This window comes from Plantactinospora sp. GCM10030261, assembly GCF_042666615.1.
Lineage (GTDB): Bacteria > Actinomycetota > Actinomycetes > Mycobacteriales > Micromonosporaceae > KBS50.
The window spans coordinates 532,103-547,662 of the sequence record NZ_JBHTDD010000001.1 but is presented as its reverse complement, the minus strand read 5'-3'; the positions used below and the strand labels follow the sequence as shown (position 1 = coordinate 547,662).

General features: G+C 72.5%; 14 protein-coding genes. 5 read left to right on the top strand and 9 right to left on the bottom strand.

Annotation, left to right across the window (positions count from 1 at the left end; translation table 11 throughout):
• The first annotated feature begins 72 nt into the window (after positions 1 to 72).
• Both ACFQUZ_RS02710 and ACFQUZ_RS02705 read left to right on the top strand, forming a co-directional pair.
• The gene (locus ACFQUZ_RS02710) at positions 73 to 1,710 is read left to right on the top strand and encodes a RecQ family ATP-dependent DNA helicase (protein ID WP_377437243.1); all 1,638 of its coding nucleotides are present in this window, start codon (positions 73 to 75) and stop codon (positions 1,708 to 1,710) included.
• 46 nt (positions 1,711 to 1,756) lie between these two features.
• Complete coding sequence (locus ACFQUZ_RS02705) at positions 1,757 to 2,260, top strand: hypothetical protein (RefSeq protein WP_377437241.1); 504 nt, start codon at positions 1,757 to 1,759, stop codon at positions 2,258 to 2,260.
• A 40-nt stretch (positions 2,261 to 2,300) separates the two neighbouring features.
• Here ACFQUZ_RS02705 and ACFQUZ_RS02700 read toward each other — a convergent pair whose 3' ends face one another.
• Positions 2,301 to 3,104, bottom strand: coding sequence for an ABC transporter permease (locus ACFQUZ_RS02700; RefSeq protein WP_377437239.1), 804 nt, complete (start codon positions 3,102 to 3,104; stop codon positions 2,301 to 2,303).
• Complete coding sequence (locus ACFQUZ_RS02695; RefSeq protein ID WP_377437237.1) at positions 3,097 to 4,062, bottom strand: ATP-binding cassette domain-containing protein; 966 nt, start codon at positions 4,060 to 4,062, stop codon at positions 3,097 to 3,099. The genes ACFQUZ_RS02700 and ACFQUZ_RS02695 overlap by 8 nt, the downstream gene beginning before the upstream one ends.
• Positions 4,063 to 4,153: 91 nt before the next feature.
• Between ACFQUZ_RS02695 and ACFQUZ_RS02690 the strand changes: the two genes are divergently transcribed.
• Positions 4,154 to 4,933, top strand: a complete 780-nt coding sequence (locus ACFQUZ_RS02690; protein WP_377437235.1) for a TetR/AcrR family transcriptional regulator — start codon at positions 4,154 to 4,156, stop codon at positions 4,931 to 4,933.
• A gap of 245 nt (positions 4,934 to 5,178) precedes the next feature.
• Here ACFQUZ_RS02690 and ACFQUZ_RS02685 read toward each other — a convergent pair whose 3' ends face one another.
• From ACFQUZ_RS02685 to ACFQUZ_RS02660, 6 genes are all read right to left on the bottom strand, one after another.
• Positions 5,179 to 5,862, bottom strand: a complete 684-nt coding sequence (locus tag ACFQUZ_RS02685; RefSeq protein WP_377437233.1) for an RICIN domain-containing protein — start codon at positions 5,860 to 5,862, stop codon at positions 5,179 to 5,181.
• A gap of 253 nt (positions 5,863 to 6,115) precedes the next feature.
• Positions 6,116 to 7,096, bottom strand: coding sequence for a glycosyltransferase family 9 protein (locus tag ACFQUZ_RS02680; protein ID WP_377437231.1), 981 nt, complete (start codon positions 7,094 to 7,096; stop codon positions 6,116 to 6,118).
• The gene (locus tag ACFQUZ_RS02675; RefSeq protein ID WP_377437229.1) at positions 7,093 to 7,794 is read right to left on the bottom strand and encodes an SDR family oxidoreductase; all 702 of its coding nucleotides are present in this window, start codon (positions 7,792 to 7,794) and stop codon (positions 7,093 to 7,095) included. The genes ACFQUZ_RS02680 and ACFQUZ_RS02675 overlap by 4 nt, the downstream gene beginning before the upstream one ends.
• A complete protein-coding gene (locus ACFQUZ_RS02670) occupies positions 7,791 to 9,257 on the bottom strand; it encodes a PfkB family carbohydrate kinase (RefSeq protein ID WP_377437227.1) in 1,467 nt (488 codons plus the stop codon). Before ACFQUZ_RS02670 ends, ACFQUZ_RS02675 begins: the two co-directional genes overlap by 4 nt.
• Positions 9,254 to 9,967, bottom strand: a complete 714-nt coding sequence (locus ACFQUZ_RS02665; protein ID WP_377437225.1) for an SIS domain-containing protein — start codon at positions 9,965 to 9,967, stop codon at positions 9,254 to 9,256. Before ACFQUZ_RS02665 ends, ACFQUZ_RS02670 begins: the two co-directional genes overlap by 4 nt.
• Positions 9,967 to 11,178: a glycosyltransferase gene (locus ACFQUZ_RS02660; protein WP_377437223.1), complete on the bottom strand. Its 1,212-nt coding sequence runs from the start codon at positions 11,176 to 11,178 to the stop codon at positions 9,967 to 9,969. The genes ACFQUZ_RS02665 and ACFQUZ_RS02660 overlap by 1 nt, the downstream gene beginning before the upstream one ends.
• Before the next feature lie 350 nt (positions 11,179 to 11,528).
• On the opposite strand from ACFQUZ_RS02660, the gene ACFQUZ_RS02655 reads away from it, so the two are divergent.
• On the top strand, positions 11,529 to 12,296 hold the full coding sequence (locus ACFQUZ_RS02655) for a polyprenol monophosphomannose synthase (RefSeq protein ID WP_377437221.1): 768 nt from the start codon (positions 11,529 to 11,531) through the stop codon (positions 12,294 to 12,296).
• Positions 12,297 to 12,346: 50 nt separating this feature from the next.
• Here ACFQUZ_RS02655 and ACFQUZ_RS02650 read toward each other — a convergent pair whose 3' ends face one another.
• On the bottom strand, positions 12,347 to 13,954 hold the full coding sequence (locus ACFQUZ_RS02650) for a phytoene desaturase family protein (protein WP_377437220.1): 1,608 nt from the start codon (positions 13,952 to 13,954) through the stop codon (positions 12,347 to 12,349).
• Between the two features lie 132 nt (positions 13,955 to 14,086).
• On the opposite strand from ACFQUZ_RS02650, the gene ACFQUZ_RS02645 reads away from it, so the two are divergent.
• Positions 14,087 to 15,526 (top strand): aldehyde dehydrogenase family protein, encoded by a 1,440-nt coding sequence (locus ACFQUZ_RS02645; RefSeq protein ID WP_377437218.1) that lies wholly within the window; start codon positions 14,087 to 14,089, stop codon positions 15,524 to 15,526.
• Positions 15,527 to 15,560: the final 34 nt, after the last annotated feature.

Below are 15,560 nucleotides of genomic sequence, written 5' to 3'. Positions count from 1 at the left end.
TGTGGTACGGCTCGGCCGGCGGCCGAGCCGTACCGTTTGGTGGGGATCACACCGGGGTACCACCCGCCTTCGATGAAGCTGCCTCTGCACGCGAGCCGGCTGCGCCGCGCCGCGAAGAACCTGTTCGGTTGGCGCACGCTGCGGCCCAACCAGTTGGCCGCCATGCGGTCGGTGATGAAGCGGCGGGACACCCTGGTGGTGCTGCCCACCGGTGCCGGCAAGTCGGCTATCTACCAGATCCCGGCGAGCCTGATCCCCGGTCCCACGGTGGTCATCTCCCCGCTGCTGGCCCTCCAGCAGGACCAGATCGCCTCCCTCAACGAGCGGGAGCGTCCGGAGCTACGGGCGGTCCGGATCAGCTCGTCCGAGTCCGCGAAACAGCAGGCGGAGGCGTTGGAGGCGATTCGGGACGGCTCCGCCGAGTTCCTGTTCATCACGCCGGAGCAACTGTCCAATCCGGACCGGATGGCCGAGGTCCGGGCGCTTCGACCGGCGCTTGTCGCCGTCGACGAGGCGCACTGCATCTCGGCCTGGGGGCACGACTTCCGGCCCGACTACCTGGCCCTCGGCCACCTGATCCGCGGCCTGGGCCGACCGCCGGTGGTGGCGTTGACGGCGACCGCGTCGCCGCCGGTGCGGGACGACATCATCGAGCGACTCGGTCTCAACGACCCGACGATCGTGGTGTCCGGACTGGACCGGCCCAACATCTTCGTCGAGGTGGCCCAGTGTCCCACCGAGGACTACCGCTGGCGCCGGCTGATCGCCCTGCTGCGTGACGAGACGCGACCGGGGATCGTGTACGTGCCGACCCGGCGGGCGGCCGAGGAACTGGCGGCCAAGCTGACCACCGCTGGGTTCCCGGCCGAGTTCTACCACGGCGGGATGGCCGCCGGCGCCCGACACGAACTGCACGAGGCGTTTCTCGACGACCGGGTGCCCATCATGGTGGCCACCTCGGCCTTCGGCATGGGCATCGACAAGCCGAACATCGCCTGGGTCGTCCACATGGCGCTGCCGGACTCTCCGGACAGCTACCTGCAGGAGATCGGCCGGTGCGGGCGGGACGGTGAGCCGGCCCGGGCGCTGCTGCTCTGGCAGGCCGAGGACATCGGGCTGCAACGCTTCTTCTCCGGCGGCACGCCGGACGAGACGGAACTGCGCGACCTGGCCGCGCTGCTGCGCAAGGAACCGGCAAGCAAGTCGGCGCTGCGCGAGGCCTCGGGGCTGGGTCCGCGAAAGCTGGGCCAGTACCTGGCCCTGCTGGAGCACGTGGGTGCCGTCGCGCCAACCGGCAACCACCTACTCACCAGTCCCCGGTACGCCCCGAAGCCGGTGGACGCGGCCCGGGCGGCGCTGGCCGAGGCGGAACGGCAGCAGGCCGTGCAGCGCTCGCGGATCGACATGATGCGGGCGTACGCGGAGACGCAGGCCTGCCGCGGGCAGACGCTGCTGGCCTACTTCGGGGAGCAGATGACCCAGGTTTGCGGGCACTGCGACAACTGTTATGCCGGCACCAGCGCCGCGGACGACGGTGCGAGCGGACCGTTCCCGGTGCACAGCCAGGTGCGGCACAACGAGTGGGGCACCGGTCTGGTGCTCGGCTACGAGGCCGACAAGATGACCGTGCTCTTCGACGATGTGGGGTACAAGACGCTGTCGGTTCCGGTGGTAAGTGAGCAGGGGCTGCTCACCGCGGACGCCAGCTGAACTAGTATTTCCACGATTTATGCGGATACATCTTTGGGGGGAAGTCGTGATCGAACAGCCGTCCTTCAGCGAGTTCGGGTTCACCGACGACGAGTGGAATCTCCTCGTCGGCCTGCCGCAGGCGGTGTTGACCGCGGCCAGCGCCGCCGAGTCTGACTCCACCAAGAAGACCATGGCCGAGAACGCGGCCGGCCTGGACGCCGTCAGCGTCGGCCGGGAGTCGGCGAGCCCGCTGGTCGCGGCCGTGGCCAACGAGGTGGTCCAGCGCACCGGGGATCCGGAGGCCGGCGAGGAACTGCCGGTCATCCAGCCGGCCGATCCGCAGGCGATGATCGACGATGTGCTGCACCGGGCCCGGACGGCCGCCGGCATGCTCACCGGCAAGGTCGACGAGGGCGACGCCGGGGCGTACAAGCTGTGGCTCGTGGAGATCGCGGAGCAGGTGGTGACGGCGGCCCCCAGCGGCGGCTTCCTGGGTCTCGGCGGCGAGGTGGTAAGCGAGTCGGAGCGGCGGTTCCGCGACGAGCTGTCGCACGTCCTGAACGACTGACGGGAGGGGCCCCTGGCAACGCCAGGGCCCCTCCCCGCGTTCAGGCGGTGCGGCGGCGGAACAGCAGGCCGGACGCCACGATCGCGATTGCCAGGATGCCCACACACCAGGCCACCGCGCGCCACGGGCTGGCACCGACCGGCGTGCCCAGCAGCAACCCCCGTACGGTCTCGATGACCGGCGTGATCGGCTGGTTGCGGGCAAAGCCGTGGATCCACTCCGGCATCGTGTCGACCGGCACGAACGCGCTGCTCGGATAGGGCAGGAACATCACGAAGAAGCTGAACCCGCCGGCCGCCTCTGGGCTGCGGGCCAGCAGTCCCACCGCCGCTGAGATCCACGAGATGGCCAGGATGAACAGCAACAGCGTTCCGGCGACGGCCAGCCAGTCCAGCGCGGTCGCGGACGGCCGGAAGCCGATCAGGAAGGCCACCCCGAAGACCAGCGAGATGGAGACCAGGTTGCGCACCACGCTGGCCGCGACATGCCCGGCCAGGATGGCCGCGCCGCCGATGTCGAGCGACCGGAACCGGTCGATGACGCCGTTCGTCATGTCGGTGGTCACCGTGATCGCGGTGGTGGACGCGCCGAACCCGGCGCAGAGCAGCAGCACGCCGGGCACCACGTAGGTGACGTACGCCGTACCGGTGTCGATCGCGCCGCCGAACAGGTAGACGAACAGCAGCATCAGCATGATCGGCAGCATCAGCCCGGTGAGCAGCGCGTCGATGTTGCGCCGGGACAGCCGTACGCAGCGGCCCACCATCACCACCGCGTGGGTGAGTGGCGTGGCCGGCCGGGCCGCGGCGGGCGCGGCCAGTCGGGGCAGGGCGAGGTCAGACACCGGCGGTCTCCTTGTCGGTACGTCCGGCCGCGCGACCGGTGAGGGCGAGGAACACGTCGTCGAGGGTGGCGCTGTGCACGCCGAACCGGCGGACCCGGGTCCGGTCCGGGTCGATCTCGTCGAGCAGGGCGCGGATGTGGGACGCGCTGCCGTCGGTCGCCACGCCGAGGGTGAACCGGTGCGCGTCGGCGTCGATCACCCGGTCGCCGAGGTGGTGGGACAGCTCGGCGAACGCCTTGCCACCGGCCAGTTCCAGGTCGAGCCGCTGGGCGCCGAACCGGCGCTTGAGGTCCGCCGCCGTGCCCTCGGCCACCATCCGGCCGCCGTCGATCACCCCGATCCGGTCGGCGAGCTGGTCCGCCTCCTCCAGATACTGCGTGGTCAGGAAGACCGTCACCCCCGAGCCGACCAGCTCACCGACGATCCGCCACATCTCCTGCCGGCTGCGCGGGTCGAGGCCGGTGGTCGGCTCGTCCAGGAAGATCACCGAAGGCTGGCCGACCAGGCTCGCGGCGAGGTCGAGCCGGCGGCGCATCCCCCCGGAGTAGGTGACGACCCGTCGGTCGGCGGCGTCGGCGAGATCGAACCGGGCGAGCAGTTCGGCGGCCCGCGTCCGGGCGGCCCGGGTCGGCAGCCCGACCAGCCGGGCCATCATCCGCAGGTTCTCCGCGCCGGTCTGCGCCTCGTCGACCGCGGCGTACTGCCCGGTGAGGCTTATCGCGCGGCGAACCCGGCGCCGGTCCCGCTGGACGTCGAAACCCGCCACCCGCGCGGTGCCGCTGTCGGCCCGGGTCAGGGTGGCCAGGATCCGCACGGTTGTGGTCTTGCCGGCACCGTTCGGCCCGAGCAACGCGTACACGCCGCCCGCCGGGACGCGCAGGTCCATGCCGTCCAGCACCCGGGTGGTGCCGTACGACTTCTCGAGCCCCACCGCCTCGATCGCCAGTTGTCGGCTCATCGCCATCCCCTTTACTGCGTATCCCATACGCTTCATTGCGTAAGTTATACGCAGTACTAGGATGGTGGTCAACCCCATTGGAAGCGGAGCGATGACCGACGACGACAACACCGGCCCTGCCCTGCCCGCGAGTCTGGAACTGGCTTGGGGACTGCGCGGCCGACCGGCCAAGGGGCCGAAACCCGGACTGAGCCTCGACCAGATCGTCCAAGCGGCGATCGCGGTGGCCCGGGCCGAGGGTTTGGACGCGGTCTCCATGGGGCGGGTGGCCAAGGAACTCGGCGCGTCCACCATGTCGCTCTACCGGTACGTGGCCGCCAAGAACGAACTGCTCGCGCTCATGCTCGACGCGGGTTTCGGCCCTCCTCCGCCCGGACCGCCCGCCGACCAGAACTGGCGGGACGGGCTGACCACCTGGTCGCACGCCCTGCTCGCCGGATACCGGCAACATCCGTGGGTGCGGCACGTCCCGATCAGCGGCCCGCCGATGCTGCCCAACCAGGTGCGCTGGATGGAGTACGCGATCCGGCTGCTGCGCGGCACCGGCCTCACCGGCGCCGAGAAGATCGCCACCCTGCTGGCGCTGAGCGGCCTGGTCCGGAACTGGGCGATCATCAGCCTGGACATGGCGGAGACCGCCCAGGCCGAGCCGGGCACCGGGGCCGACGTGATCGACGGGTACGAGAAGATGCTGTCCGGCCTCATCGACGCCGAGCGGTTCCCGGCACTCACCGAGCTGTTCGCCAGCGAGCAGCCGGTCGACCCGAGCGAGACCGACCCCGACTTCGACCTCGACTTCGGCCTGGAGCGCATCCTGGACGGCATCGAGGCGCTGATCCGCTCCCGGACGACCAACCGTGTCGCCGCCTAGCTCGGGCTCACCACATGCCGCAGACGGCAGTTCGCCCGACGACCCGCCCGGAATGCGGCAACCCCGCGCGCTCGGCGACCCGCTCGGCCAATTCCCGCTCGCCCACCGACCGGTGACCGCCACCCGGTGGCCGCGCTGGGCGCCGGGCCGGGCAAGCAGGACGTGGCACTTCAACATAAAGGCGTCTTTACAGATCAGCTTCATGTTGAAGTGCCACATATGTTCATAGGACACCTATTGCTTTTTTAGGGATACTGCCGGTAACGCCACCGCTGGTCGCTGTAGCGCATGTCGCATGTCGCGGTCACCGCGGCGGTGCCGTTGGCTGAGGCTCTTACCACGACGCATCGCCGGCTGTTGAGGTTCGCCAGAGCCCATTCGGCTCCACCGTAAGCCGGGTCATAGCGCACGTACCATAGTTGGTCTTTGTAAATCTGCTCATCCGACCTGTTGTCGCAGGAGGTTTGCAGCACTCGATGTGCATAGTCGCCGAAGCTGGGAGAGTACATGCACCTATTTGTGCTCCGATTGATGATTTGGTAGTAATTTTCGAAGGATGGACCCACTTTCCAAACGAACTCCCATTGCTGAGAGGCCGCATCGAAATCGCACGACCAGTGGTTGACACCGGCGGTACCACTGGCAGTCAAGCATTTTTTATGTGCCTCACCAACCAGTAGGTACTGCCTACCCAAGGGAGGAAATGCTTCCTCCCAGCTACTCGCAAGTGCGGCCGGAGCTGCCGAGAATAGCCCTACCACCAAGGCGGCAAGAAACAGCACCGCACGTCCTATTGGACCTTTCAATGTCCTTTTCTTTCTCTTCTGGAGGATGGACCGCTTCGTGCCTACCAGGAGACACCGAAGTCGATGGCACGCATAACAGGCACTCGAAAACCCGGCATCTAGCCAGGTACAACCAGTCGCCATCCATATAGTAGAACTCTAGAGCTTTACTTTAGTGACAGTCTCATGTCCAGCGACAGCCGTCAACCCCTCGATGCCTCGATATCGAGACCCACGCGGCCGGCGTGGGCTGCCCGGGCACCGGCGCGGACTGATCGACGGGTGAGAGAAGAGTGATGCTCTGTCGTTTGATCTGCGCAATTGCAAGGGCAGCTGACCCAGCCAGCACCCGCTCAGTCCCGCTCACCGGATCGTTCCAGCGCGGAGACGGTGCCGGTCACACCCGCGCGATCTCGGCCGCGTCGGCCGCCTCGATCACGTCGAGCGGGCCGACCGCCGCGAGCGCCGGGTGCTGCCTCTGATCGCCGGCGGCGGTGCCACCGAGGACACGACCTCGGGCGCCGTCAGCGTCGCCGGAGTCATCAGCAGCCGTCGGGGCGCCACCGAGCACCCGGTGCCAGGGGCGGTCCGGCGGCGGCCCCCAGTGCTCCGGGCGTACCGGACCGAACAGCACCACCGACGGCGTCCGGTACGCGGTCGCCAGATGGGCCACCCCGGTGTCCGCGCTGACCACCAACCGGCCGTGCGCGACAAGCGCCGCCAGCCCGGCCAGGTCGAATGCCCCGGCCAGCACGGCGGTGCCCGGCAACCCGGCCCGCTCGGCCACCCACCGGGCCAGCTCGCGCTCGTCCGCCGATCCGGTCACCACCACCCGGTGCCCACGCCGGTCAAGCTCCCGGGCGACGGCCGCGAACCGGGCCGGAGACCAGCGCCGCGCCGGGTCCTTGCCGCCAGGGTGCAGCACCGTGGCGCCGACCGGCAGCCGGGACGGGTCCGGCCGGCGCAGGTCCAGGTCGTCGGGGTCGGTTTCGACGCCGTACCAGTCGAGCAGCCGGCACCACCGGCGGACCTCGTGCTCGTCCGGCCGCCAGGCCGGTCCGTCGTCATGGTCGGCCGCCGGGCAGGCGAACGCCCGCAGCAGCACCGGCTCCGCGACCCGCAGCAGGCGGTGCGACTCCGGCCCCCGGCCGTGCAGGTTGACCGCCCAGTACGGCCACGCGACCGGCCAGTCCACCGGCGCCAGCCCGGCGACCGGCACCAGTTCGTCCACGCAGCCGGTCAGCTCGACCAGTGGCGCCAGCCAGCGCGGCGCCGCCAGCGCCAGCGGCTGGTCGGGGAACGCCCGGCGCAGCCCACGCAGCGCCGGCACCGCGGTCGCCAGGTCGCCGACGCCGAGGGCGCGCAGCACCAGGATCACGGGTACGAAGATTCCTCGTCTGCGCAGACCACCAGTTCCCTGACCGAGCAGCCGGGTGGTTGTCCGAGCGCGAACAGCACTGCGGCGGCCACGTTGCGCGGATCGCTGAGCGCGGCGTCCGGTGCCGGCCGGTACTGCTCGTCCCGCTCGTCGAAGAACGCGGTCCGCATCCCACCGGGGACGAGCAGCGTGACGCCGACCGAGCCGGCCAGTTCGGCCGCGAGGGCCCTGGTGAAGCCGACCACCCCGAACTTCGCGGCGCAGTACGCGGTGGCGTCGGAGACGGCTTTGACGCCGAGCGTCGACGCGACGGTGACCACTCGACCCCGGGAGCGCTCGAGGTACGGCAGCGCGGCCCGGATGACCGCCGCGGTGGCCAGCAGGTCCACCGCCACCACCCGTTCCCACGTCTCGGCCGGCAGGTCGGCCAGCCGCCCCGGGGTGTCCGTACCGGCGGCGGTGACGACTCCGTCCAGTCCGCCCACCTGGTCGGCGAGTTGCCGGGTGGCCGCCTCGGCGGCCCGGGTGTCGGCGAGATCGCAGGACAGGTACGGCACGCCGTCCACCGGCGGGCGCCGGTCCAGCACGCACGGCCGTCCGCCGGCTCTGGCGATGGCCTCGACGACGGCCGCGCCCAGGCCGCTCGAACCGCCGGTGACCAGCACCGCCGGGCCCGTCGGGACGGGCCGGCCGGTCACCGGGTCACCCGCCGGCGGGTGTCCTCGGACCTGGCTGCGGAGATCATGCCGGTGGTGGACCGGCCGTCCAGGTAGGGCACGACGACGGTCTGCCCGCCCCACCGCCGCACGATTCCGGCCTCGGGCAGTTGCGGCTCGTCATCCGCCCCGGCTCCGCCAGCCCCGGTGGCGTAGTCGCCGCCCTTGACCCAGATGTCGGGCCGCAGCCAGGACAGCACGGCGTGCGGCGTCGACTCGTCGAAGACCACCACCGCGTCCACGCAGCCGAGTGCCGCCAGCAGCCGGCTCCGGTCCGCCTGCGGCACCACCGGCCGGTCCGGGCCCTTGAGGCCGGCCACGCTGGCGTCGGAGTTCACGCACACCACCAGGCAGTCGCCGAGCCGGCGGGCCGCCTCCAGGGTCGCGAGATGCCCCGCGTGCAGCAGGTCGAAGCAACCGCCGGTGGCGACCACCGTGCCGCCGCGGGCGCGGACCGCGGCGACCACCGCACCGGCCGCCGCCGCGCCGATCCGAGCGCCGGCCGCACCGGGCGTGCTCGGCGGGCCGAGCGCCGTCGCGCCCGATGCCGGCGCCGCGGGTACGGCGGTCGACACACCACCTTCCGCCACGTACGCGGACGCCTCGGCGACCGCCGCCTCCACCGCCTCGGAGACCAGCGCCCCCCTAGCCAGCGCCACCGTGGCGGCGGCGGCGAACCGGTCCCCCGCGCCGCAGGTGTCGCCGTCGGCGATGATCGGGGCTCGAACCACCATCGGGGTGGAGCCGACGTGGCTGAGCAGGGCACCGTCGCCGCCGAGGGTCACCGCGACCGCGGCGGCCCGCCACCGGTGTCGCAGCCCTTCGGCCCCCCGGGCGGCCGTTGCCAACCGGGATCCGCTCGCGCCTGCCCCGGTCAGTTCCCGCGCCTCGATCTCGTTGGGGGTGACGAGCCGCGTTCCGGGCACCGCCGCCGGTCCGCGCGGATGTGGATCCCACACCACCGGCGCCGTGGTGGCCGACAGCGCGGCCCGCAACGCCGGATGCCGGGCGACTCCCCGGCCGTAGTCGGCGACGAGGACGGCCACCGCGTCGTTCAGCAGGTCGAGCACGGCTTCCGCGGGGTCGCCCGGGGACGCGATCGAACCGCCCCGATCGTGGCGCAGCAGCACCCTCCCCCGGGTCCGAAATCGGATCTTCTCAGGGGTGGCTCCCGGCATCGGCAACGCGTACACCTGGACGCCGGCAGCGGTCAGCAGGCCGGCCAGCCGGGCGCCGCCGAGGTCGTCGGCGAGCCCTGTCACGAGGGCTACCTCGATGCCCTGGCCGGCGGCGAACTGCGCCGCGAGGCCGGCGCCGCCGGGCCGGTCGGCCGCGTCGGACTCGTCCAGCACGGGCACCGGCGAGTCCGGGCACAGCCGGCTGACCACGCCCTCGACGTCCCGGTCGAGCAGCGTGTCGCCGAGGACGACGAGCGGCCCGGTCACCGGTTCGCCCCGGGATCGTCGGCGGAGTCGATCACGACCTCCACCCCGGCGGGCGGCACCGCCGGAGCGTCCGCCGGAACCGCCACCGCGTCCGCCGGCCGGGACGGCCCGGCGGCGCCCGACCCGGATCCGAGCACCGTCGGCAGGGCCGCCTCCACGTACTCGCACAGCACATGCGCCGCGACCAGGTGCAGTTCCTGCACCACCTGCGGGTCCGCCGAGGGTACGGCGAGCACGTCGGAGCAGATCTCGGCGAGCGGATTGGGCGCCGGGCCGGTGAACGCCCAGCAATGCAGGCCCAGTTCCGTTCCGGCGCGGGCGGCGGTGAGCAGGTTCGCGCTCCGCCCGCTGGTGGACAGCAGCAGCAGGATGTCATCGGGCCGCCCGTGCGCCCGCACCTGCCGGGCGAAGACCTCCGGATAGCCGTAGTCGTTGCCGATCGCGGTAAGCGATGACGTCTCGGCGGACAGCGCGATCGCCGACAGCGGCACCCGATCGCCGTGCAGCTTGCCCACCAGTTCGGCGGACAGGTGCTGAGCCTCGGCCGCGCTGCCGCCGTTGCCGGCGACCAGCAGCCGACCGCCGTGCGCGAGCCGCCAGGCCAGTTCCCCGCCCCACCGGCCGAGCCGGGTCGCGGCGCCTCGGAACGGCAGCAGCGCGGTGGCCAGGGCGGCGAGGTGCCCGTCGAGGAGCCCCGCCGAGTCCGACATCACGCCACCACCCGGCTCGGTTCGGTCACCCGGCTTACCGCCGCGTAGACGTCCGCCATCTGGTCGGCGGTGCGCTGCCAGGAGTACCGGGTGCGGGCCCGGTCGAGAGCCGCCGTGGCGTACGCGGTCCGGCGTACCCGATCGGTCAACAGCCGCTGCACGGCGGCGCCGAGCGAGCGCGGATCCCGCGCCGGCACCAGGTCCCCGGTGAGCCCCGGCACGACGGTATCGGTCAATCCGCCGACCGCCGTGCCGACCACCGGCACCCCGCACGCCATCGCCTCCAACGGCGTCAGCCCGAACGGTTCGTACCACGGCGCGGCGACCAGCACGTCGGCCGACCGGTACCAGGCCGGCATCTCCTCGCGGGGCACCGCGCCAGCCAGCCGTACCCGATCGGTCAGCCCGCACTCGGCGATCAGGTCGGTCAGCCGGCGAGCCTCCGGATCGGTGTCGAGTTGACGGTGCGGCGGGCCGCCGACCACCACGCACTCGGCATCCGGCACCAGCCGCATCGCGCGGATGACGTCCCCGAAGCCCTTGCGTTCCACCAACCGGCCGACGGAGAGCACCCGGCGACGATCGCCGGGGACCACCGGACCGGTCGGGGCGAACGCGGTCAGGTCGACCCCGGACGGGATCACGCTCATCCGCGACCGAGGTATCCCCATCCGCGCCAGCTCACGCACCTCGTCTCCGCTCTGCGCGATGACCCGGTCCACCGACCGGCCCAGCGCGCGTTCGTAGTCGACCCGGCGCGGCGGGCTAGTGTCCCGGGCACCCTGATACCGGCGTTTCACGGTGCCCAGCGCGTGGTACGTCAGCACGACCGGCAGGCCCAGCTTGCGGCCGGCGGTCAGCCCGGCGAGCCCGCTCATCCAGAAGTGCGCGTGCACCACCTCGGGTAGCCACCCGTCACCCTCCCAGGCTTCGACAAGCCATCGGCTGAACTCCGGCATGTACGGCAGTAACTGGTCCTTGGGCACGGTGTCGGGCGGCCCGGCCGGCACGTGCACCACCGTCACTCCGGGGCGTACCGGCACGTGCAGGGGCAGCGTGCCGTCGTCGCGGCGGGTGTAGACGTGGACGTCGTGGCCGGCGTCGGCGAGCGCGGTGGACAGCTCCGCGACGTGGGTGTTCTGGCCGCCGGCGTCCTCGCCGCCGAGCACCGCGAGCGGGCTGGCATGCTCCGAGATCATCGCGATGCGCATGGGTCCTCCTGAAGGCCACGATCCGGGCCGGCAGGATCGACGCCTGTGGCGTCTGACCTGCACCGATGCGGGCCAACCCGGTCGCTACGCACGGGCGGCGCGTTCCCGGGCGGACCGGGAGTAAACATCATCGCGACGCGCCCACCCACCGGCGAAGGCCCGATGACCGAGGCCGCGCCAGCGTTCGGTCCGTAGTGCGCGCGTACCCGGCGTTTCGGACAAGCTAACCCTCGGTCGGCCCCGCCGAGGGCTCCCCCGCCCGGCTGTGCGCGGCGTCCCTGCCCGGCCGTTCTCCGACCGACTCGGTACCCTTCCGGTTACACGAACTCGGCGAACCTAGGATGATCCGAATGACCGAACCCGTGCAGCTTCCCTCCCCGTGGCGGGACGCGCGCCTTACCGTCGTCGTGCCGACCTACAACGAGGCCGGCAACCTGCCGATGCTGGTCGAGCGGTTGCTGGCGCTGCCGCTGCCCGGGATGAGCATCCTGGTCGCCGACGACAACTCGCCGGACGGCACCGGCGAGGTGGCCGACAAGCTCGCCGCCGAGCACCCGGACCGCGTCCAGGTGGTGCACCGCGCCGGCAAGGAAGGGCTGGGCCGGGCGTACATCGACGGGATCGGGCGCGCCCTGGATGGCGGTGCCGACTACGTGGCCCAGATGGACGCCGACCTGTCGCACCCGCCGGAGGCGCTGCCCGGCATGCTGGGTGCGCTGCTGTCCACCCAGGCCGGCGTGGTCATCGGGTCGCGGTACGTGCCGGGCGGCCAACTCGACGAGGCGTGGCCGCTGTACCGCCGGGCGCTGAGCGGGTGGGCGAACCTGTACGTGCACACGCTGTTGCGCGTCCGGATCCGGGACCTCACCGCCGGTTTCAAGATCTGGCGGGCGGACGCGCTGCGGGACATCGGTCTGCACCGGGTGCAGTCCAACGGCTACAGCTTCCAGGTGGAGATGCACTACCTGGCCACCAGGTTGGGGCACACCATCCTGGAGGTGCCGATCCGGTTCGAGGAACGGCGCGACGGCGCCTCCAAGATGACCACCGCCACCAAGATCGAAAGCGCGCTCATGCCGTTCAAGCTGCGCACCCGCCACCGCCGCATCACGAGCTGACCACCCCCGCCCACCACCCCACCCCGGCCCCCCGCGCCCACCCGACCGGCTCATCGATGGGGCGAGGGGCCGTACACCGCCCGATGCCCGGCGCCGATCGTGGCCGCGTACAGCGCACCAGTTACCGCCCGGTCCCTGGCCAGCGCGGCCCGGGCCGCGTTAGCGCCCGGCCCGCCGTGCACGCCACCACCCGGATGCGCCGACGAACCGGCCAGGAAGAGCCGGTCCACCGGGGTGTCCGCCCGGCCGAGGCCGGGCACCGGCCGCAGGAACAGCTGCTGGTACGCCGCCGAACTGCCCCCGCCCACCGCGCCACCGACCAGGCTGGGTTCGGCCCGTTCGAGATCGCCGGGGCCGGCCACGTACCGGCCGACGACCCGCGCCCCGAAACCCGGCGCGTGCCGCTCCAGCGCCGTCTCCATCCGGTCCACCTGCTCGGCGACCTGCCCGGCCGACCAGTGCCGGCGGAACGGCAGATGGGTGTACGCCCACAGCGTCTCGCCGCCGGCCGGCGCCCGCCCCGGGTCGGCCGCCGCGTACTGGCCGACCAGCAGGAACGGCTCGGTGGGCAGCTCCCCCGCGGACAGATGGGCGGCGTAGCGGGACAGCCCGGCACGGTCCCCGCCGAGATGGACGGTGCCGGCGTCGGCCACCTCCCGGTTGGTCCACGGGACGGGCCCGGACAGCGCCCAGTCGACCTTGAGGGTGGACCCGTCCCAGCGGAAGTTGTCCAGGTCAGCGAGTAGCCGGGAGGGTAACCACCGGGGGCCGACCAGGTCGAGCAGCAGCGCGGGGGCCGGCACGTCGGCCAGCACCGCCCGCCGGGCCCGCCAGGTGCCGCCGGCGGACCGGACCCCCATCGCCCGCCCGCGGGCCACCAGCACCCGGTCCACCGGCTCGCCGGTGAAGACCCGGCCGCCCCGGTCGGTGAGCCGGGCCACCAGCGCGTCGGTGATCCGGCCGGCGCCACCGGCGGCGACCGGCCAGCCGAGCTGCTGGCCGAGCATGGTGAGCAGCCAGCCGTACACGCCGGAGCCGGCGTCCTCGGGTGCCAGGTCGGTGTGCAGGGCGCCACCCTCCAGCAGCAGGGCGGCGCCCTCCCCGGCGAAGAGTTCGGCACCCAGCCGGCGGACCGGCAGCACCAGTCGGCGGGCCAACCGCAGCGCGTCCGCGGTGCCGGCCCGGCGCAGCAGCGCCAGCCCGGACCGCACCGGCGGGAAGGGCGTGAACAGGGCGTCCAGCAGCGGGCCGGAGATCCGGCACCATTCGTCGTACGCGGCCAGCCAGCGCGGCCCGTCGTCCGGGTGGAACTCGGCCAGCGACGCGGCGGTGGCCGCCGGATCCCGGTACAGCATCGCGGCCCGGTCGTCGGGCAGCAGGTGAGCCAGCACCGCCGGCGCGTGCCGCCAGGTCAACCCGTACCGGTCGAGACGCAGGCCGCGCAGGACCGGCGAGGCGACCGCGAGTGGATAGAACGAGCTGTACAGGTCGCTGAGGTAGCCGGGAGCGGTCACCTCAGCGGAGCGGACCGCCCCACCGGCGGCCCCGGTCGCCTCCAGCACCGCCACGTCCCAGCCGGCGTCGGCGAGCAGGTTCGCGGCGACCAGCCCGTTGTGCCCCGCCCCGATCACCACCGCGTCCACCACGGTTCCGGTCACCGGCGCGTCTCCCCCACCGTCCCGGTCACCGAGGTGTCTCCCCCGCGATCGCGATCACCGGCGCGTCTCCCTCGTGGCTCGCGGGCGTTCACCCGGCGTTTGTTCCGGCCGGACCGGGGCACCCAGGCCGGCATGTACGACGTGCGGCAGTTGATCGCGGGCAGTTGGGGGGCCGGAGGCGAGGCCGGCCAGTTCGTGGTCCACGATCCGGCCGACGATACCCCGGTGTCGAGGGCCCCTACAGCCGGTACGGCCGAGGTGGCGGCGGCGGTCAAGGCCGCCCGCCAGGTGGGCGCCGGCTGGGCGCGTACCCCGGCGGCCGAACGGGCGGCGGCGCTGCATCGGGCCGCGGACGCCGTCGAGGCGGCGGCCGACGAACTCGCGATGGCCCAGACCGCGGAGATGGGCCGGCCTATCGGGGTAGCCCGGGGCGGGGTGGCGGCCGGCGTCGGCACGCTGCGGCAATACGCCGAGTTGGGGCCGCTGCACCGCGGCGCGACGCTGCACGGGGACCCGGACGCCATCGACCTCATGGCGGTGCAGCCGCGCGGTGTGGTGGCCGTACTCACTCCCTGGAACGACCCGGTGGCGGTGTCCTGCGGTCTGCTCGGCGCCGCCCTGGTAACCGGCAACACGGTGGTCTGGAAGCCGAGCGAACGCGCGCCGGCCACCGGCTGGCTGCTCGCGAGGCTGCTCGACGAACACCTGCCGACCGGGGTGTTGTCGCTGCTCACCGGGGACGGCTCGGTGGGCGCCGTGCTCGCTGGCGCGGACGTCGATCTGGTGGCGCACGTGGGTTCGACCGCGACCGGGCGGTCGATCGCGGTGGGCTGCGCACACACGTACGCCAAGCCGCTGTTGGAGAACGGCGGCAGCGACCCGCTGATCGTCGACGCCGACGTGGACCCGCGCTGGGCGGCGGAGCAGGCGGCGCTCGGGGCGTTCACCAACTCGGGCCAACTCTGCGTCGCGGTGGAACGGATCTACGTCCTGCGCGACGTCGCGCCGCAGTTCCTCACCGCGCTTGTCGAGCGCGCCGACGCGTTGCGCATGGGCCCGGGTCGCGACCCGATGACCGAGTTGGGACCGTTGGTGGACCGGCGGCAACGGGACCACGTACACGGGCAGGTCACGGAGGCCGTCGCGGACGGCGCCCGGCTGCTGCTGGGCGGGTGGGTGCCGGACGGGCCGGGCGCCTTCTACCCGGCCACCGTGCTGGCCGACTGCACGGACCAGATGGCCGTGCTGCGCGAGGAGACCTTCGGTCCGGTGGCACCGGTCATGGTGGTGGACTCGTTCGACGAGGCGCTGTCCCGGGCGGCCGCGTCACCGTACGGCCTCGCCGCCACCGTGCTCACCGGATCCATGTCGCACGCCCAGCGGGCGTGGCGGGAGCTGCCCGTCGGCACGGTCAAGGTCAACGCGGTGTTCGGCGGAGCGCCGGGCGGTGCCGCGCAGCCACGCCGGGGCAGCGGCCAGGGCTTCGGGTACGGCCCGGAGCTGCTAGACGAGATGACGGTGACCAAGGTGGTGCACCTGGAACCGCCCGGCGGATCAGCCCACCATTGGTGACCCCCCCACCCACCCCGTCGCCCCCGCCCCCCAC

What these genes read in the sequence shown, in the direction of transcription:
- ACFQUZ_RS02710 (WP_377437243.1), top strand. Translation starts at nt 73, where the DNA reads ATGAAGCTGCCTCTGCACGCGAGCCGGCTGCGCCGCGCCGCGAAGAAC.
- ACFQUZ_RS02695 (WP_377437237.1), bottom strand. Translation starts at nt 4,062, where the DNA reads ATGAGCCGACAACTGGCGATCGAGGCGGTGGGGCTCGAGAAGTCGTAC.
- ACFQUZ_RS02690 (WP_377437235.1), top strand. Translation starts at nt 4,154, where the DNA reads ATGACCGACGACGACAACACCGGCCCTGCCCTGCCCGCGAGTCTGGAA.
- ACFQUZ_RS02685 (WP_377437233.1), bottom strand. Translation starts at nt 5,862, where the DNA reads ATGGCGACTGGTTGTACCTGGCTAGATGCCGGGTTTTCGAGTGCCTGT.
- ACFQUZ_RS02665 (WP_377437225.1), bottom strand. Translation starts at nt 9,967, where the DNA reads ATGTCGGACTCGGCGGGGCTCCTCGACGGGCACCTCGCCGCCCTGGCC.
- ACFQUZ_RS02660 (WP_377437223.1), bottom strand. Translation starts at nt 11,178, where the DNA reads ATGCGCATCGCGATGATCTCGGAGCATGCCAGCCCGCTCGCGGTGCTC.
- ACFQUZ_RS02655 (WP_377437221.1), top strand. Translation starts at nt 11,529, where the DNA reads ATGACCGAACCCGTGCAGCTTCCCTCCCCGTGGCGGGACGCGCGCCTT.
- ACFQUZ_RS02645 (WP_377437218.1), top strand. Translation starts at nt 14,087, where the DNA reads ATGTACGACGTGCGGCAGTTGATCGCGGGCAGTTGGGGGGCCGGAGGC.